Source organism: Streptomyces sp. NBC_01296 (assembly GCF_035984415.1).
Lineage (GTDB): Bacteria > Actinomycetota > Actinomycetes > Streptomycetales > Streptomycetaceae > Streptomyces.
On sequence record NZ_CP130721.1, the window covers coordinates 253,671 to 273,943 of the forward strand.

The 20,273-nt window shown below is 71.2% G+C and carries 7 protein-coding genes; 6 read left to right on the top strand and 1 reads right to left on the bottom strand.

Going from position 1 to position 20,273, the window contains the following annotated elements; all coding sequences use genetic code 11:
• Positions 1–9 precede the first annotated feature (9 nt).
• From OG299_RS41330 to OG299_RS41355, 6 genes are all read left to right on the top strand, one after another.
• Positions 10–7,779 (top strand): non-ribosomal peptide synthetase, encoded by a 7,770-nt coding sequence (locus OG299_RS41330; RefSeq protein WP_327364834.1) that lies wholly within the window; start codon positions 10–12, stop codon positions 7,777–7,779.
• The gene (locus tag OG299_RS41335; RefSeq protein ID WP_327364835.1) at positions 7,779–11,675 is read left to right on the top strand and encodes a non-ribosomal peptide synthetase; all 3,897 of its coding nucleotides are present in this window, start codon (positions 7,779–7,781) and stop codon (positions 11,673–11,675) included. The genes OG299_RS41330 and OG299_RS41335 overlap by 1 nt, the downstream gene beginning before the upstream one ends.
• Positions 11,676–11,756: 81 nt before the next feature.
• Positions 11,757–12,476, top strand: coding sequence for a thioesterase II family protein (locus OG299_RS41340; protein WP_327364836.1), 720 nt, complete (start codon positions 11,757–11,759; stop codon positions 12,474–12,476).
• A gap of 113 nt (positions 12,477–12,589) precedes the next feature.
• A complete protein-coding gene (locus OG299_RS41345) occupies positions 12,590–13,549 on the top strand; it encodes an ATP-binding cassette domain-containing protein (protein ID WP_266636581.1) in 960 nt (319 codons plus the stop codon).
• On the top strand, positions 13,546–14,307 hold the full coding sequence (locus tag OG299_RS41350) for an ABC transporter permease (protein WP_266636579.1): 762 nt from the start codon (positions 13,546–13,548) through the stop codon (positions 14,305–14,307). Before OG299_RS41345 ends, OG299_RS41350 begins: the two co-directional genes overlap by 4 nt.
• A gap of 260 nt (positions 14,308–14,567) precedes the next feature.
• Positions 14,568–18,386: a non-ribosomal peptide synthetase gene (locus OG299_RS41355; RefSeq protein WP_327364837.1), complete on the top strand. Its 3,819-nt coding sequence runs from the start codon at positions 14,568–14,570 to the stop codon at positions 18,384–18,386.
• A 57-nt stretch (positions 18,387–18,443) separates the two neighbouring features.
• Here OG299_RS41355 and OG299_RS41360 read toward each other — a convergent pair whose 3' ends face one another.
• Complete coding sequence (locus OG299_RS41360) at positions 18,444–19,898, bottom strand: FAD-dependent monooxygenase (RefSeq protein WP_327365004.1); 1,455 nt, start codon at positions 19,896–19,898, stop codon at positions 18,444–18,446.
• Between the last annotated feature and the right edge of the window lie 375 nt (positions 19,899–20,273).

The window sequence follows — 20,273 nt, forward strand, 5'->3', positions numbered from 1 at the left end:
AGTACGTCGATGATCCCGTTGTCCTTCGCACAGCGTCGGCTGTGGTTCCTCCACCGTCTGGAAGGCCCGTCCGCGACCTACAACATCCCGTTCGTGCTGCGCCTGGACGGGCCGCTGGACACGGCGGCCCTGGCCGCGGCGGTGACGGACGTCGTCACCCGGCACGAGAGCCTGCGCACCCTGATCGCCGAGAACGCGGACGGCACCCCGGAGCAGCGGATCGTGCCCGCGCAGGAGGCCGCCCTCCAGTTCCGGGTGGTCGACGTGGCCGCGGACGCGGCGGAGGCTGCGGCCGCCGAGGCCGCGTGCGAAGGCTTCGACCTCGACACGGAACTCCCCCTGCGGACGACCGTGCTGCGGATCTCCCCGCAGGAGCACGTGGTGGTGTTCGTGATCCACCACATCGCCGCGGACGGGGCGTCGATGGCGCCCTTCATGCGGGACCTGCTGGCGGCGTACGACGCCCGCCGGCAGGGCGGTGCGCCGCAGTGGACTCCTCTCCCGATCCAGTACAAGGACTACACGCTGTGGCAGCGCGAGGTCCTCGGCGACGAGGAGGACCCGGACAGCGTCGCCGCGGCGCAGCTGGACTACTGGCGCACCGAACTGGCCGGGATCCCGCAGCCGGTCCAGCTCCCGCTGGACCGGCCGCGGCCGACGGCGGCCGACCACCGCGGCGGCCACGTCGACTTCGAGCTGGAGCCGGAACTCCTCGCCGGAGTCGGCAAGCTCGCCGCCTCGCACGGCGCCACCGCGCCCATGGTCGCCCAGGCCGTGCTCGCGGTGCTCCTGCACCACCTCGGCGCCGGGAACGACCTGACCATCGGCAGCCCGATCGAGGGGCGCGCCGACGAGCAGCTCGACGACCTGATCGGCTTCTTCGCCAACACCTGGGTGCTGCGCGTCGACCTCTCGCAGAACCCCTCGTTCGGCGACCTGCTCGACCAGGTCCGCGACCGGGCCCTCGCCGCGTACGACAACCAGGACGTTCCGTTCGAGCGCCTGGTGGAGCTGCTCAGCCCGGACCGCACCACCGCCTACCAGCCGCTGTTCCAGGTCATGCTGGCCTGGCAGTTCGAGTGGTCGCAGATCGAGACCCCGGGTTTGCGCATCACCCCCGTCCCGGCCGGCACCGGTACCGCGAAGTTCGAGCTGTTCTTCAACATCGTCCCGGCCCCGGCCGGGGGCGCGTACGGGCGCCTCGAGTACGCGACCGAGCTGTTCGACCACGCCACGGCCGAGAGCCTCGTCGACCGCTACGTGCGCGTGCTGCGCCAGGTGGTCGCCGACTCCGGGACGCGGCTCGGCGGGGTGGACGTACTCACCGACGCCGAACGCACCTGGCTGACCAAGCTGAACGAGACGACGGAACCGGTGCGCGGCACGACGGTGCCGGAGCTCGTCGCCGCTCAGGCGGCGCGGACGCCGGACGCGACCGCGGTGGTGTCCGGACCGACCACGCTGTCGTACCGGGACCTGGACACCCGCGCCAACCGGCTCGCCGCGGTCCTGCGGGATCGCGGTGTCGGGCCGGACGTCCTGGTCGCCGTCGCACTGCCGCGGTCCGCGGACCTGGTGGTCGCGCTCCTCGCCGTGCTCAAGGCCGGCGGCGCCTACCTGCCGATCGACCCCAACTACCCGGCCGCGCGGGTCGACCTGCTGCTCGACACGGCCGACCCCGCACTGGTGCTGACCGATTACCAGACGGCGCCGACCGTGTCCAAGTGCCGGCAGCCGGTACTACACCTCAACGACCTGAGTCTCGACGGCCGGGCCGCCCCGGCCCCGGACGTCCGTATCGGACCGGACAACCTGGCCTACGTGATGTTCACGTCGGGGTCGACCGGGACGCCCAAGGGCGTCGCCATCACCCACGGCAGCGTGGTCAACGGTGTGCAGGACCTGCGCCGGACCGTGCAGGTCGGGGCGGTCTCCCGGATGCTCGCCGCGACCTCGGTGAACTTCGACGTCTCCGTGTTCGAGATCTTCACCGCGCTGACCACCGGCGCGAGCGTCGAGGTCGTCCGCGACGTGCTCGAACTCGCCGAGCGCGGCAGCTGGTCCGGCACCACCATCAGCGCCGTGCCCGCGGTGTTCTCCGCGCTGCTCGACCAGATCACCGATGCCCCGGGCAGCCTCGAACTCGAGGTGGACACCGTCATCTTCGCGGGCGAAGCCCTCTCGGCCGACCTGGTCCGCAAGGTGCGCCGCGCCCTGCCCGGCGTCCGTGTCGTCAACGCCTACGGACAGACGGAAAGCTTCTACGCCGCCACGTACACGCTCCCGCAGGAGTGGGACGGGACCGGTGCGGTACCGGTCGGAGCGCCCCTGGCCAACATGCGCACCTACGTGCTCGGGCCGGAGCTCACCCCGGTCGCGCCCGGAGTGATCGGCGAGCTGTACGTCGGCGGTCCGATCGCCCGCGGCTACCACGGCAACGGCGCCGTCACCGCGGAGCGGTTCGTCGCCTGCCCCTTCGGCCCTGCCGGCGCGCGCATGTACCGCACCGGTGACCTGGCCCAGTGGGACGAGAACGGCCGGCTGAAGTACGCGGGCCGCGCCGACAGCCAGGTGAAGGTCAACGGCATCCGGATCGAGCCGACCGAGATCGAGACGGCCCTCGCCCGGCACCCCGCGGTCGGCCAGGCCGTGGTCACGGTCGGCAAGGACCACACCGGCACCGCGCGGCTCGTCGGCTACGTGGCGCCGGCGGGCGCCGCCGACGGCGAAGCCGCCCCGGCCGGCGCGCTCTCCGCGACGGACCTGCAGCGGTTCGTGGCCGAGCGGCTCCCGGACTACATGGTGCCCGCGCTGATCGTGGTGCTGGACCGGCTGCCGCTGAACGCGAACGGCAAGCTGGACCGGGCCGCGCTGCCCGAGCCGCAGTTCGCCCGTACCGAGTACCGGGCGCCGCGCAGCGAGGCCGAGCGGGTCCTGGCCGAGGTGTACGCGGACGTGCTCGGCACCGAGCAGGTGGGCGTCGACGACGACTTCTTCACCAGCGGCGGCGACAGCATCCGCTCGATCCAGGTCGTGGCGCGCGCCAAGACGCGCGGCGTCGTGGTCAGCACGCGGGAGATCTTCGAGCAGCGCACGGTCGCCCGGCTCGCGGAACTGGTCGAGGGCCGGGAGGAAGAGGAGCGGGTCGTCCTGGCCGAGCTGCCGGGCGGCGGCGTGGGCTGGGCTCCGCTGCCCCCGACGGGTGCGCACGTGCTGGGCCTCGGCGGCGGCATCGGCCGGTTCTGCATGTCCGCGCTGCTCACCCTGCCCGAGGGCATCGACCGCACGGGTCTGGTCGCCACCCTCCAGGCCGTGCTGGACCGGCACGACGTGCTGCGCTCCCGCCTCGACCGGGCGGAGCCGGGCCTGCGCATGGAGCCCGCCGGCAGCCTGGACGCCGGCGCGCTCGTGCACGAGGTCCGCTACGCCGACGCCGACTTGCAGGCCGAGCTGGACGCGGCCGCGGACCGGCTCGACCCGGACGCGGGCGTCATGGCCCAGTTCGTGTGGCTCACCTCCCCCGCGGAGGCGGACCGCCTCCTGATCGTGCTGCACCACCTCGTCGTCGACGGCGTCTCCTGGCGCATCCTGGTGCCGGACCTGGCCGCCGCGTGGAAGCGGATCCGCGAGGGCCTCGCCCCGGAAGCGGCCCCGCAGAGCACCTCGCTGCGCCGGTGGATGCACGCCCTGGCCGACGAGGCGGCCACCCCGGAGCGGGTGGCGGAACTGCCCGTGTGGCAGGAGATGCTCAGCGGCGAGGAGCCCGTGCTCGGCGCCCGGGACGTGGACCCGGCGCGCGATGTCACGGCCACCGTGGACACCGTACGCATCCAGGTGCCGGCCGACGTCACCGCGACGCTGCTCGACACGGTGCCCGCGGTGTTCCGCGGCGGCGTCGACGACGGGCTGCTGACCGGCCTGGCGCTGGCGCTGGCGCAGTGGCGCCGGACGCGCGGCGTGTCCGGGGACTCGACCCTGGTCCGGCTCGAAGGCCACGGCCGCGAGGACCACCTCGTGCCCGGTGCCGACCTGTCCGGCACGATCGGCTGGTTCACCGCGATGTACCCGGTGAAGCTGGACCTGGCGGGCATCGACCTTGCGGACGCGTTCGCCGGCGGCCCCGCCGCCGGCCGGGCGGTCAAGGCCGTCAAGGAGCAGCTGCGCGCCGTCCCGGACAACGGCATGGGCTACGGCCTGCTGCGCCGCCTCAACACGGAGACCGCCACCGCGCTCGCCGGACGGCGGGAGCCGCGGATCGGCTTCAACTACCTGGGCCGGGCGTCCAGCGCGGACATCCCCGAGGAGCTGCGGGGCCTCGGCTGGGCACCGGACACCACGCACCAGGACCTGATCGCCGCGCCCGACGCGGACATGCCGGTGCTGTCGGCGCTGGAGATCAACGCCGTGGCCGCCGGTGACGAGCTCACCGCCTACTTCGGCTTCCCGACCGGCGTGCTCACCCGCGACGAGGTCACCGAGCTCGCAGGCCTGTGGGTCGAGGCACTGACCGCCCTGGCGCGGCACGCCGCGGCCCCCGAGGCCGGCGGCCTGACCCCGAGCGACGCGCCCCTGGTCGAGGTCGGCCAGCAGGAGATCGACACCTGGGAGGGGCAGTTCGGCAAGCTGTGCCGGATCTGGCCGACGACCCCGGTGCAGTCCGGGATGCTGTTCCACACGATGCTGTCCGGCGCCGAGTTCGACGCCTACCACATGCAGCTGGTCTTCCACCTGTCCGGCGAGGTCGACCCGGAGCGGATGCACCGGGCCGCGCAGGCCCTGCTGGCGCGCCACCCCAGCCTCCGCGCGGCGTTCGTCAACCGGGCGGACGGCGACGTGGTGCAGGTGGTGCCGGAGACGGTGTCACTGCCGTGGCAGCACCTCGACCTGACCGCCCTCGACGAGGCGGAACGGACCGAGCGGTTCGAGGCGTTCCTCGCCGATGACCGGGGCGCCCACTTCGACGTGGCCACCCCGCCGCTGATCCGCGTGGCGCTCGCCGTCCTCGAGCACGGCCGCGCCGAGCTCGTGATGACCGCCCACCACGTGCTCATCGACGGCTGGTCCATGCCCCTGCTCATGCGGGACCTGCTGCTGCTCTACGCGTCCCACGGCGACCCGGCCGGTCTGCCCGCGACCCGCGACTTCGGCGATTTCCTGTCCTGGCGCGCCCGCCAGGACCAGGAGGAGACCGCCCGGGTGTGGGCGGCCGAGCTGGCAGGCGTCGAGGAGCCGACCCTGCTCGTTCCCGGCGCCGAAGGCGGGGGCGAGGGGGTCGGCCAGGTCGACATCACGCTCCCGGAGGACGAGGCCCGCGCCCTGGGCCGGCGCGCCACCGAGCTGGGCGTCACCGTCAACACCCTGGTCCAGGGTGCCTGGGGGCTGCTGCTCGGCCAGCTCACCGGCCGCCAGGACGTGGTGCTCGGCGCCACCGTCTCCGGGCGCCCGCCCGAGGTGACGGACGTCGACTCGATCGTCGGGATGTTCATCAACACCCTTCCCGTACGCGTCGAGTACGGGCCCGGCGACACCCTCGCCGAGGTCCTCACCCGGCTGCAGGGCCGGCAGGCCCGGCTCCTGGACCACCACTACCACGGGCTCACGGAGATCCAGCAGTCCGTCGGCCTGAAGTCCCTCTTCGACACGCTGGTCGTCTTCGAGTCGTACCCGGTCGACGAGGAAGGGATCGGCGCCGCCTCCGACGCCGCGGACGGGATCGCCTTCACGGGCCTGCGCGCGGCCACGGGCACCAACTACCCGCTGACCCTGATGGCGGCGCTCGACCCGCACCTCCACTTCATCCTCCAGTACACGCAGGGCGTCTTCGAGCAGGACGCCGTGGAGGTGCTCGGGGCCCGCCTCGTGCGGATCCTGCGACAGCTGGCGGCCGGCCCCGACCTGAAGGTCGCCGAGATCGACATCCTGGACCCGGCCGAACGCGACCGGCTGCTCATCGAGTTCAACGACATGGCCGTCCCCACTCCGGACGTCGCGATCAACGAGCTCGTCGAGGCACAGGCGGCGCGGACCCCGGACGAGGTCGCCGTGGTCGCCGAGGGCGAGTCGCTCACGTACCGCGAGGTGGACGCCCGGGCCAACCGCCTGGCGCGCGAACTGGCCGGACGCGGGGTGGGCCCGGAGTCGGTGGTCGCGGTGTCGCTGCCGCGGTCGGCCGACCTGGTGGTCGCCCTGCTCGCGGTGCTGAAGGCGGGCGGCGCGTACCTGCCGGTCGACCCCAAGTACCCCAGCCACCGCCTCGAGGCCATCCTCGAGGAGGCGCGGCCGCGCCTGGTCCTGACGGACTCCACGACGGTCGCGGTGCTGCCGGAGCACGACGCCCCGGACCTCTTCCTCGACACGCTCGAGCTGTCCGGGGACGACACGGGCCTTGGACTGGCGCTCCATGCGGACCAGCTGGCGTACGTCATGTACACCTCCGGCTCCACGGGCAAGCCCAAGGGCGTCGCCATCACCCACGCGGGCGTGGTCAACGGCGTGCTGCGGCTCGCCTCCCACGTGGGCATGGAGCCGGGCAAGCGGCTCCTCGCGGGCACCTCGGTCAACTTCGACGTCTCGGCGTTCGAGATCTTCACGACCCTCGCCTGCGGCGGCGTCGTCGAAGTGGTCCGGGACGTCCTGGTCCTGGGCGAGCGGGAGGGCTGGAGCGGCAGCGTCATCTCCACCGTGCCGTCCGCCTTCGCCGAACTCGTCGACGAGATCTCCGGCCGCACCAGCGTGGAGACGGTCGTCTTCGCCGGCGAGGCCCTGCCCTCGTCGCTCGTGGAGAAGACGCGCAAGGCCTTCCCGGGCGTACGGGTCGTCAACGCCTACGGGCAGAGCGAGTCGTTCTACGCCACCACCTTCGCCGTCCACGGCGACATGCCGGCCGGGACGGGCAGCACGCCCGTCGGCACCCCGCTCGGCAACATGCGGGCCTACGTCCTCGGCCCGGGCCTGACCCCGCTGCCGCCCGGCGCTGTCGGCGAGCTGTACGTCGGCGGCAGCGTGGGCCGCGGTTACCACGGCCGCCCCGAACTGACCGCAGAGCGCTTCGTCGCCGACCCGTTCGGCCCGTCCGGCTCGCGCATGTACCGCACCGGTGACCTGGCGCGCTGGAACGCCGACGGCCGGCTGGAGTACGCGGGCCGCGGAGACGCGCAGGTCAAGGTGCGCGGCTTCCGCGTCGAGCCCGGCGAGGTCGAGGCCGCGGTCACCGCGCACCCCGGGGTCGCGCAGGCCGTCGTCATCGCCTGCGACGGGCGCGCCGGCAGCTCGGGCAAGCAGCTGGTCGCGTACGTCGTACCCGTCGCCACCGGCGACGGCACGAAGGCCGACGGCTCGGCCCTGTCGCGGAAGGAGCTGCACGGCTTCGTCTCCGAGCGGCTGCCGGACTTCATGGTGCCGGGCGCCTTCATGGTCCTCGACCGGCTGCCGCTCGCCCCGAACGGCAAGCTGGACCGCGCCGCGCTGCCCGAACCGGAGTACAACGGCGCCGCCTACAGAGCGCCTCGAACTCCCCGCGAGGAGACCCTGGCCAAGCTGTTCGCCGAGGTGCTCGGTGTGGACCGGGTCGGCATCGACGACGGTTTCTTCGAGCTCGGCGGGCACTCCCTGCTCGCGACTCGGCTGATCAGCCGCGCCCGCGCCGAGTTGGGGATCGAGATCCCCATCCGGAAGATCTTCGACCTGCCGACGGTGGCCGCGCTCGCCGCCTGGTCGGAAGAGTCGGCCGCTCCGCGACGGCCCAGCTTGCGCCAGATGATCGTTAAGGATGTGAAGTGATGACTCCGCTGTCATTCGCACAACGCCGTATGTGGCTTCTCCACCAGCTGGAAGGAGGGGCGGCGACCTACAACATCTCCGCCGCCTTCCGGCTGACCGGATCCCTGGACCAGGACGCCCTCGTCGCGGCGATCCGCGACCTGGTCGACCGGCACGAGATCCTGAGAACCACGTACGCGACGAATGACGACGGAGAGCCCTACTCGCGGATCCTGACCGTGGCGGAGGCCTCGCCCCGGGTTCAGGTGGCCGACGTGGCGCCCGAGGACACGTCCCGCGCGATCGGCGAGGCCGTCTCGCACGGCTTCGACCTGGAGGGCGAACTGCCCTTCCGGGCGCACCTGCTGCGCTGCTCCCCCCAGGAGCACGTCCTCGTCATGGTCGTCCACCACATCGCCTCGGACGGCAGCTCGAGCGCGCCGATGATGCGGGACCTGATCGCCGCCTACGCCGCCCGCCAGGACGGCCAGGCGCCGCAGTGGGAGCCGCTGCCCGTGCAGTACAAGGAGTACGCGCAGTGGCAGCGCGAGGTGCTCGGCGAGGTGTCCGACCCGGGAAGCCTCGCCGCGCAGCAGGTCGAGTACTGGCGCAAGCAGCTGGACGGCGTGCCGCAGCCGCTGAGCCTGCCGACGGACCGCCCGCGCCCCGCGGAGGCGAACTCGCACGGCGAGACGATCGGCCTCTCCGTGCCGGCGGGGGTGGCGGCCGGGCTGCAGAAGCTCGCCGACGAGCGCGGTGCGTCCATGTCGATGGTCCTTCAGGGTGCGCTGGCGGTGCTGCTGCGCAAGCTCGGCGGCGGCGACGATCTGACGATCGGCTCGCCGATCGCCGGGCGGACCGACGAGGCGCTGGCCGATCTGATCGGCTTCTTCGTCAACACCCAGGTGCTGCGGGCGGATCTGTCCGGCAACCCGACGTTCACCGAGCTGCTCGCCCAGGTGCGGGACAAGGCACTGACGGCCTACGAGTACCAGGACGTCCCGTTCGACCTGCTCGTCGAGGCCATCAACCCCGAGCGCTCCGCGTCCTACCAGCCGCTGTTCCAGGTGATGTTCGCCTGGCAGAGCTACCAGAAGCCGGACCTCGGGATCCCCGGGCTCGACGTGAAGTTCGAGCAGGCCATCCCGTCGACCGCCATGGTCGACCTGTTCTTCAGCCTGACCGCGGACGAGTCGGGCGCGCTGCAGGGCGACCTCCAGTACGCGACCCAGCTGTTCGACCGCGAGTCGGCCGAGGTGATCGCCGCCCGGCTCGTCCGGGTGCTGGAGCAGCTGGCCGCCGATCCGGGCGTGCGCATCGGCGACGTCGACGTGCTGAGCGCGGCGGAGCGGGTGCGGCTGGTGCGGGACGTGAACCCCGCCGGCCACGACATCCCCCAGGTCACCCTGGTCGAGCTGTTCGAACGCCAGGCGGCGCAGCGGGCGGACGAGGTCGCCGTCTCCCACGAGGGTGACACGCTCACCTACGGCGAGGTCAACGCCCGGGCCAACCGGCTCGCGCGGCACCTCGTCGCCCAGGGCGTCGGCCCCGAGTCCCTGGTCGGAGTCTGCCTGGAGCGCTCGGCCGAGCTGGTCGTCGCGCTGCTCGCGGTGCTCAAGGCGGGCGGTGCCTACCTGCCGATCGACCCCGACTCGCCGGCCGACCGCATCGCGTACATGGTCCAGGACGCCCAGCCGGTCCTGCTGGTCACCACCAGCTCGAACGCTGCCGCGCAGGGGCTGGACCAGGACCTCCCGCTCGTGCACCTCGACCGGGCCGGGGCCTTCGCCGAGGAGACGGCCGCCGACCTCACCGACGCCGAGCGCTGCACGGCCCTGCGCCCCGAGCACCCGGCGTACGTGATCTACACCTCCGGGTCGACCGGCCGCCCCAAGGGCGTGCTGATCCCGCACAGCAACGTGGTCGGTCTCTTCAGCGCCGCAGAGGACTTCGCCTTCGGCGCGGACGACGTGTGGACCCTCTTCCACTCCTACGCCTTCGACTTCTCGGTGTGGGAGCTGTGGGGGCCGCTGCTGCACGGCGGACGCCTGGTCGTGGTCCCCTACGACGTCTCCCGCTCCCCGGCCGACTTCCTCCAGCTGCTCGCCCGCGAGCGGGTCACCGTCCTGAACCAGACGCCCTCGGCCTTCTACCAGCTCGTCCAGGCCGACGCCGATGCTCCCGGCCAGGACCTGGCGCTGCGGTACGTGGTGTTCGGCGGCGAGGCCCTCGACCTGAACCGCCTTGCGGACTGGTACCAGCGCCACGCCTCCGACGCGCCGGTGCTGGTGAACATGTACGGCATCACCGAGACCACGGTGCACGTCACCCGCATCGACCTCGACGAGAACTCCGCCGCCCGCTTCCGCGCCAGCGTGATCGGCCCCGCCATCCCGGGCCTGCGCGCCTACGTCCTGGACTCGAACCTGCTGCCCGCGCCCACCGGCGTGACCGGCGAGCTGTACGTGGCGGGCTACGGCCTGGCCCGCGGCTACCACGGCCGGCCGGAGCTGACCGCGGGACGGTTCGTCGCGTGCCCCTTCGGCGTGCCGGGCGAGCGGATGTACCGCTCCGGCGACCTGGTCCGCTGGAGCCGGAACGGTCAGCTGGAGTACGTGGGCCGAGCCGACACCCAGGTGAAGATCCGGGGCTTCCGGATCGAGCTGGGCGAGATCGAGAACGTGCTGGCCGGGCATCCGCGCGTGGCGCAGGCGGTGATCGTGGTGCGCGAGAACCACGAGGACGACAAGCGCATCGTGGGCTACGTGGTGCCCGAGTCCGGCGACGGGTCGACCGGTGAGCTGCTCGCCGAGCTGTCCGCGTACATGCGCGAGCGCCTCCCGGACTACATGGTGCCCTCCGTGGTGATTCCGCTTTCGGAGATCCCGCTGACCTCGAACGGCAAGCTCGACCGGCGGGCCCTGCCCTCGGAGGACACGAACACCGTGGTCAGCCGGGAGCCGCGCAACGCCTTCGAGCAGAAGCTGTGCGCTCTTTACAGCGAGCTGCTCGGCCTGGAGAAGGTCGGCATCGACGACGGCTTCTTCGCACTCGGCGGGCACTCGCTGCTGGCCACCCGCCTCAGCGTCCGCATCCGCAACGAGTTCGACATCGACATCCCCATCAGGACGGTCATCAAGTACCCGACGGTGGCCGAGCTGGCCGCGCTGATGCTCGCCGGCGGTGTCCCCGCGGACGACGCCGACTCGTTCGGGGTCGTGCTGCCCCTGAACAGCGATCCCGGTACGGGCAAGGCGCCGGTGTGGTTCTTCCACGGCGGCGGCGGGCTGGGCTGGGCGTACTACAGCTTCGTGCTGCACCTGCAGGACCGGCCGGCCTACGCCCTGCAGTCCCGCGGCTCCGACGGCGTGGACACGCTGGCGGGCTCCGTGCAGGAGATGATCGACGACTACGTCTCCCAGATGCTGAAGATCCAGTCGCAGGGGCCGTTCAACCTGATCGGCTGGTCCTACGGCGGCACCATCGTGCAGGCCGTCGCGGACGCGCTCGACCGGCTCGGCCACGAGGTCGCCTTCGTGGCCGTCCTGGACGCCCAGCCGGGTGGGCACGGGTTCACCGAGGTACACGCCGGCAAGGAGTCCTCGGACTACCGGGCCGAACTCGAGGACGACTTCAGCCAGTACATCCGGATGGGCAACCGGCAGGGCTTCCTCGACACCATGTCGAAGGTCATGGCCAACAACACGAACCGGATGATGGATTTCGAATCTCCGGTCTACCGCGGCGACGTGCTGTATTTTAACGCGGCGTTCGAGGAGAAGTCGTACGCGCACCTGTGGCGCCCGTACGTCGGCGGTTCCCTCGAGGTGCACGAGATGCACGCAACGCACCACGAAATGCACATGCCCGCGCCCGTGGCCGAATTCTTCGAGGTCGTCAGCGGCAAGCTGGCGTAGCGACCGGACATCCATGTGCCGGAGCTGTTCAACAAACGATCGAATGGATGATTGGGGTTGGTCGGGGTGACAGAGCCCGGCATGTCCGCGGAACACGGGGACCAGGCCACGCTGCTGTGCGTGCCGTTCGCGGGAGCAGGTCCTTCGTTCTTCCACCCTTGGCGGGAGCCGGCCGCCGGCCGGTGGCGCGTCACCACCGTCGACCTCCCGGGCCGGGAGCGGAAGATCCTGGAGGAGCCGTACCGGAACGTCGTCGAGGCGGCCAAGGGCTCGATCGACGAGGTCGTCGCGGACCTCGGCGAGGGGGCCCGGGTCGTGCTGTTCGGGCACAGCCTGGGCGCGGTGCTCGCGTACGAGCTGGTGCACCTGCTGACCGCGCGCGGCGTGCAGGTCGAGCGGCTGGTCGTCAGCGGTTCACCCGGGCCGTGGACCCAGCGCGAACGGCGGGCCACCGGGCTCCAGGACGAGGAGTTCCTCGCCAGGGTCGAGGAGTTCGCGGGGTTCCGGCACGAGGCCCTCGACCACCCGGAGATGCGGGAACTGATTCTCCCCGTGCTGCAGGCCGACTGCGAAATGCACGAGAACTACGTCCCGAGCACCGACGAACTCGTGACGGTCCCGATCACCTCGCTGCGCGGCGCCTCCGACGGACTGGTCACGGCGGAAGAGGCCCGGCAGTGGCAGGCGTCGACCACGGCGGAATTCAGTTATGTGGAGTTTCCGGGCGATCACATGTATCTGGTCGATCTCGGCCGTGAGGTGCTGGACGTGATCGAGGCGGAGTCCGCCCGCGGTCGTTAGGGCGGGATCGGTTTGCTCAGGGAATGAGCGGTCCTCTGGCCCTGGCGATCTTGTCGAACGCCGTGTCAGGGATGTGACAGGTGCGTGACAGGCCCGGAGAGGAAAGTGGAGGAATGAGAAGTTCAGCGATTGCAGTTTCAGGGCTGCGCAAGGCGTATGGCGACAAGGTCGTCCTCGACGGCATCGATTTCGATGTCGCCGCAGGATCGATCTTCTCCCTGCTCGGCCCGAACGGGGCCGGCAAGACGACGACGGTCAACGTCCTCACGACGCTGATGAAGGCCGACGCCGGTACGGTGCGCGTCGCCGGGCACGACGTGGCCACCGCGACCAAGCAGGCGCGCGCGGCCATCGGCGTGACCGGTCAGTTCGCCGCGGTGGACGATCTGCTGTCGGGCCGCGAGAACCTGCAGCTGATGACGGACCTGAAGCGGGTGCGGGGCGGTGACCAGGTGGTCGCGCGGCTGCTGGAGCGCTTCGACCTGGTGGAGTCGGCCGACAAGCTGTCCTCGACCTACTCCGGCGGTATGCGCCGCAAGCTGGACCTGGCGATGACGCTGGTCGGCAACCCGGAGATCATCTTCCTCGACGAGCCGACGACGGGCCTCGACCCGCGCAGCCGGCGCACGATGTGGGGGATCGTCCGCGAGCTCGTGGCCGACGGCACCACCATCTTCCTCACCACCCAGTACCTCGAGGAAGCCGACCAGCTCGCCGACCAGATCGCGGTGCTCAACGGGGGCCGCCTGGTCGCCCAGGGCACCCCCGAGGAGCTCAAGCGCCAGATCCCCGGCACCCACATCCGGTTCCGCTTCGCCGACCTGTACGAACTCGACGCGGCGGCGCGCCTGCTGACCGGGTCCGTGCGGGACGACGAGGAGCTGACCCTGCGGGTGGCCAGCGACGGTGAGACGAGGTCGCTGCGGGTCCTGCTGGACCAGCTCGACGCGCACTCGCTCGACGCCCAGGAGTTCTCCGTCCAGCGGCCGGACCTCGACGACGTCTTCCTCGCCCTGACCGACCCTGACCCCACGCGTACCGAGCACCTGAGCAAGGAGGCGATCGCACAGTGAGCACTGTCTCGACGCCGTTCGCCGATTCGTCCATCATGTTGCGCCGCAACCTGAAGCACAACGTGCGCAACCCCATCACGATGTTCAACGCGGTCCTGTTCCCCATCGTGATCATGCTGATGTTCGTCAAGGTGTTCGGCGGCGCGTTCAGCGTCGGCGACCACTACATCGACTACGTGACGCCGGGTCTGCTCGTCATGGCCATCAGCTACGGCCTGGGGGCCACCGCGACGGCCGTGAACTCCGACATGACCAAGGGCATCATCAACCGGTTCAAGGTCATGGACGTCTCCCGCGGCGCCATGCTGACCGGGCACGTCGTCATCACCGCCGTGCGCGCCCTGGTGGGCTGCGCGGCCATCATCGGCGTGGCCTTCCTCATGGGGTTCGACCCCAAGGCGAGCGCCGTCGACTGGCTCGGCGTGGTCGGCATCATCGTCCTGCTCAGCATCGCGGCCGGCTGGCTCACGGTCGCCATGGGGCTGGCCGCGAAGACCGCGGAGTCGGCCGGCCTGGGCGCCGTGCCGCTGATCATGCTGCCGTTCCTGAGCAGCGCTTTCGTACCCGCGGACACGATGGGCGCCGGTGTGCGCCAGTTCGCCGAGTACCAGCCCTTCACCCCGATCATCGAGACGCTGCGCGGGCTGCTCGCGGGCAACCCCTCGAGCGGCGACGCGATCGCGGCCGTCGCCTGGTGCGTCGGCATCGCTCTCCTCGGCTACGTGTGGGCGATCTCCACGTTCAAGAAGAGAGCGTGACCCCGACCAGCTCACAGCAGCTGGTCAGCATCCCCTCCCGAGCCGTCTCGGCGCACCACGTGTCGCCGGGGCGGCTCCATGTTTCGCACCATGCGGGCACTTTCCGCTCCCCACCCGGCTGATCGGCTGCACCTTCGCCGAGCCGGGGAGCGGGAAGCCCCGCACGTTCTTCGACCTGCCACAGGTGGCTGCGTGGGCGGAGGAATGGCTGCTCCGTGTCCCCTGAGGCCTGGGCCAGTCGATCCTCAAGGAGTGAAGCAATGGTTCCGCTGTCATTCGCACAACGCCGCTACTGGTACATGCACCAACTGGAGGGCGGGGAGACCTGGAACATGCCGTCGGCGCTGCGGCTGACCGGCCCCCTCGACCAGGACGCCCTCGCCGCGGCGATCGGCGACGTGGTCGACCGGCACGAGATCCTGCGCACCACGTACGTGACCGACGACGAAGGCGAGCCCCACCAGCGGATCCTGCCGATGGCGCAGGCAGGGGAGCAGACGCGGCTGTCGGTGGTCGAGGTGGCTTCCGAGGGCGTGCCCGGCGCGATCGACCAGGCCGTGGCGCACGGGTTCGACCTGGCGGCCGAAATCCCCTTCCGGGCGACCCTGTTGCGCTGCTCGCCCGAGGAGCACGTCCTGGTCCTGGTCGTCCACCACATCGCGACGGACGGCAGCTCGGGCGCCCCGCTGGCACGGGACCTGGCCGCCGCCTACACCGCCCGCCGGGACGGCGGGGCACCGCAGTGGGAGCCGCTGCCCGTCCAGTACCAGCACTACACGATGTGGCAGCGCGAGGTGCTCGGCGACCTCGCCGACCCGGACAGCCTCGGCGCGGCGCAGATCGCCTACTGGCGCGAGGAACTGGACGGGGTACCGCAGCCGCTGGACCTGCCGCTGGACCGCCCCCGGTCCGTCGAGGCGACCACGCACGGCGACGCAGTCGGCTTCAGCGTGGAGCCGGAGGTGGCGGCCGGGCTGGAGAAGCTGGCAGCCGACCGCGGAACGACCATGTCGATGGTCATGCATGCCGCGCTGGCGGTGTTGCTGAGCAAGCTCGGCGGCGGGGAGGACATACCGGTCGGCACCCCGATCGCCGGGCGGACCGACGAGGCGCTGGCCGATCTGGTCGGGTGCTTCGTCAACAACCTGGTGCTGCGCGTGGACCTCGCCGGGAACCCGTCGTTCGCCGACGTGCTCGCGCAGGTGCGGAACAAGGCACTGGCGGCCTATGAGCACCAGGACGTGCCGTTCGACGTACTGGTCGAGGCGATCAACCCCGACCGCTCCACGGCGTACCGCCCGCTGTTCCAGGTGATGTGCGGCTGGCAGAACTTCGAGAAGCCGGTCCTCGAGTTCCCCGGGCTCGACGTGGAGTTCGTACAGGCCCTCACCTCGAAGGCGATGGTCGACCTGTTCTTCAGCATGGCCCTGGACGAGTCGGGGGCGCTGCGGGGCGACATCCAGTACGTGACACAGCTGTTCGACCGGGAAACGGTCGAGGCCATGGCCGCCCGCTTCGCGCGCGTTCTGGAGCAGTTGGTCGCCGACCCGGGCGTGTGCGTCGGGGACGTCGACGTGCTGATCGCGGGGGAGCGGGAGCGGCTGCTGGAGGAGGTCAACGACACCGTCGAGCCGACCCTGGAGCAGGGCCTGGCGGACGCCGTGCGAAGACGCGCCGAGGAGAGACCCGAGGCACTCGCCGTCATCGGCGAGGACGAATCGCTCACCTACCGGGAGCTGGACACGCGGTCCAACAGGCTGGCGCACTGGCTGGCCGACCGCGGGGTGCGGGCCGAATCGCTCGTCGCCGTCTGCCTGCCCCGGACCGTGAACCTGATGGTGGCGCTGTTGGCCGTGCTGAAGGCCGGCGGAGCCTACGTTCCCCTCGACCCGGAGCACCCGCGCTCCCGGATCGACTTCATCCTCGAGCAGGTGGATCCGGTCCTCGTGCTCGATGCCGAGATGCTGGCCGGCGCGGATTGCTCGGCGTATCCGGATGCGGCACCCGAGGTGTTCGTCCGTCCCGAGAACACCCAGTACGTCATCTACACGTCGGGGTCGACGGGCACCCCGAAGGGGGTCGCGGTCCCGCGCGGCGCGCTCGCGAACTTCATCGCCTCGACGCAGCGGCGGTTCCCGCTGTCGCCCGCCGACCGGATGCTGTTCAGCACGACGGTCTCGTTCGACATGGCGAACACCGAGCTGTACCTCCCCTTCGTCGCCGGCGCGACCATGGTCATGGCGAAGAAGGACACCGTCACCGACCCGTCGGCCATGATGGCGTTCATACGCCGCCACGGGGTCACCGTGGTCCAGGCCACGCCCGCGTTCTGGCAGATGCTGCTGACGCACGAGCCGAACGCCGCGCAGGGCCTGCGGATCATCACCGGCGCGGAGGCCGTGCCGGCCCGGCTGGCCGAGACGCTGGCGGAGCAGGCCGCCGAAGTGGGCAACTGGTACGGCCCGACCGAGACGACGACGTGGTCCACCATGGCGCCCGTGAAGGCGGGGGCGGGCGCGCCGGCGATCGGGACGCCGATCGGGAACACCCAGGTGTACGTGCTCGACTCGCGGCTGCGACCGGTTCCGCGCGGGGTCCAGGGCGACCTGTACATCGCCGGTGACGGGGTGGCCCGCGGGTACCAGGGCCGGCCGGAGCTGACCGCCGAGCGGTTCGTGGCGTGTCCGTTCGGACCCGCCGGCGCGCGGATGTACCGCACCGGGGACCTGGTGCGGTGGGACAGGGACGGCCGGCTCGAGTACATCGCGCGCACCGACCACCAGGTGAAGGTCCGGGGCTTCCGCATCGAGCTGGGCGAGATCGAGAACGCGCTGGCCCGCCACCCCGGTGTGGCGCAGGCGGTGGTCGTCGTACGCGAGGACCACGAAGGCGACAAGCGCATCGTCGGCTACGTGGTGCCGTCGGCCGCGGCCGGAGCCGCGGCCGACGGGTCGGCCGGTGAGCTGCTCGCCGAGCTGTCCGAGCACCTGCGCGGGCGGCTGCCGGAGTACATGGTGCCTTCCGCGCTGATCCCGCTGGCGGAGATCCCGCTGACCCCGAACGGAAAGCTCGACCGGCGGGCACTGCCCGCGGAGCACACGCCCGCCGTGGTCGGCGGCGAGCCGCGCGACGCCCACGAAGAGAAACTGTGCGCCCTCTTCGCCGAGCTGCTCCGCCGGGAGAAGGTCGGCATCCACGACAACTTCTTCACGCACGGCGGGCACTCGCTGCTCGCCACCCGGCTCAGCGTCCGCATCCGCAAGGAGTTCGACGTCGAGATCCCCATCAGGACGATCATCAAGTTCCCCACGGTGGCCGAGCTGGCCTCGCTGGTGCTCATCGGCACTCCCATGGACAACGACGACCCGTTCGCGGTCGTACTGCCGCTGAACAGCGATCCCGGCACGGGCAAGGAGCCCATGTGGTTCTTCCACGGGGGAGGCGGGCTGGGCTGGGCGTACTTCAGCTTCGTGACGCACGTGCAGGACCGGAAGGCGTACGCCCTGCAGTCCCGCGGCTCCGACGGCGTGGACTCGCTGGTGGGATCCGTGGCGGAGATGGTCGACGACTACGTCAGCGAGATGCTGAAGTTCCAGCCGGAAGGACCCTTCCAGCTGGTCGGCTGGTCCTACGGCGGCACCGTCGTCCAGGCCGTCGCGCATGCGCTGGACAAGCTCGGGCACGAGATCGCCCTCGTGGCCATCCTGGACTCCCAGCCCGGCGGCCACGGATGGACGGAGATCCACGCCAACAAGACCCTGGCGGAATACCGGTCGGAGCTCGAGGACTTCTTCGGCCAGTACATCGGCACCGACAACCGGCAGGACTTCCTGGACACCATGTCGAAGGTGCTGGCCAACAACTCGAACCTCATGATGACGTTCGAGTCGCCCGTCTACGGCGGTGACGTGCTCTTCTTCAGCGCGACGCTCCAGGACGAGCAGTACGACCACCTGTGGCGGCCGTACGTCACCGGTTCCATCGAGGTGCACGACGTGCACGCCACGCACCACGAGATGAACATGCCCGCAGCCGTGGCGGAAGTGTTCGAAGTCATCAACCGCAAGCTGGCCGAATGACCGACGGCGGCCGCCAAGACCCCGAACGGGTCTTGGCGGCCGCCGTCTTGTCGTCCCTCAGCCCTGCAGGGCCGGACCGAACCAGGTGGTGAGGGCGGTCCGGAGCGCGGAGGTGTCGGGCGCGCCTCCGTCGGACGCCCAGGCGACATGGCCGTCGGGGCGGATGAGGAGCGCGGAGGGAGCCGGTACCTGGTCGATGGCCGGGACGGCCCACTGGTCGTCCTCGCTCCGCGCCTCGACGAGGTCGACGCGATCGGCCCAGCCCTTGGCGACGTCCGCCACCGCGGCGCTGCCGCTCAGGTCGAGCAGTACGGGGCGGGCGGCGTGCAGCAGGTCGTAGACGCCGATGGTGCCTTCGGGCGTCTTGAGGTCGGCGTCGGGCACCCGGCGGCCCGCCAGCGGGTGGTCGACGTCGACCGGGTACCGGATGTCCAGTGCGGTGAGCATGAGACGCAGATGCCGGTTGACGTCGTCGAACACCATGAGCGAGCCGAACACCTCGCGCAGCGCGTCCGTCTGTGCGCCGGGGCGAGCCAGGGCGGACTGCGCCCGGGTGTTGTGCAGAACGCGCTCCCCGACGGGGTGGCGCTCGGCGTGGTAGCTGTCCAGCAGGCTCTCGGGCGCCCGGCCGCGGACCACCGAGGCGAGCTTCCAGCCAAGGTTGACCGCGTCCTGCACGCCCATGTTCAGCCCCTGCCCGCCGGCCGGGAAGTGGATGTGCGCCGCGTCGCCCGCGAGCAGCACCCGGCCCTGCCGGTACTCGGCGGCCTGGCGCGCGGCGTCGTTGAACCGGGAGACCCACCGCGGGCTGTTCATGCCGAAGTCGGTGCCCGCGACCCTGATCAGGGACTCCCGGAGCTGCTCGAACGTCGGCGCTTCGTCGCGGTCCGCGACGCGGTCGTACTCGGACGTGATCACCCGGTACCAGCCCGGCTCGAAGGCGATGGCCGAGTAGTCGCCGCCCGCACAGCGCCGCACCCAGACGTAGTCCTCGGGCAGGTCGGGGAGCTCGACGTCGCCGATCAGCGCGGTCATCGTCGCCTCGGTGCCGGGGAAGTCGATGCCCGCCAGCTTGCGCACCGTGCTGCGCCCGCCGTCGCAGCCCACGAGGTAGCGGGCGCGCAGCGTCACCGGTGCCGCGTCCGCCGTGACCAGTTCGACCGTCACTCCGTCCTGGTCCTGGCGGATCCCGCTCACCTCGGACGAGCGGTGGACCTGCACGCCGAGCTCGCCGGCCCACTCCTCCAGCAGCCGCTCGATGTCGGACTGAAGGATCATCAGCGGGTAGGGGTGCCTCGACTCCGACTCGTCGAAGTCCAGATAAAGGCCGGAGAAATGGCCGACCGGCTGCAGTTCGCCGGCCGCGAGGAAGCGGTCCAGGACGCCGCGCTGGTCCAGCACCTCCAGGGTGCGCGAGTGGATCCCGCCGGCTCGCGACTCGCCCGTCCGTTCCGCGAGCCGCTCGACCACCACCACATCGGCGCCCGCCAGCCGCAGCTCGCAGGCGAGCATCAGGCCCGTCGGCCCGGCGCCCGCGATCACCACGTCCGTGTCGAAGCCGGTGTTTCCCACGTCGTTGCCCCCTCTGTTCCAGTGCGCCTCTAACGTCGTTAAATCACGTCCACGTTCACTGAACGCGGATCAGCCGGTCAAGGAACGCCGGTGCCGGGGCGACACGGGCCGCCGGCGAACTTGTCCTGTCCCGCCGGCGGGACAGGGGCGTCGCGTGCAGGCTCGCCGGTCCACGCTCAACCCCAGCGGCCGAAGAGCACCGGAGACCACCAACACGGTGTGAGCGGTCGCGCATTCACGCCACACTCGATTCGGCCATTCGAACAATCTGTCTCGCCGGCGGGACGGTGCAAAAGGGCCCCAGTGGTCGTGATG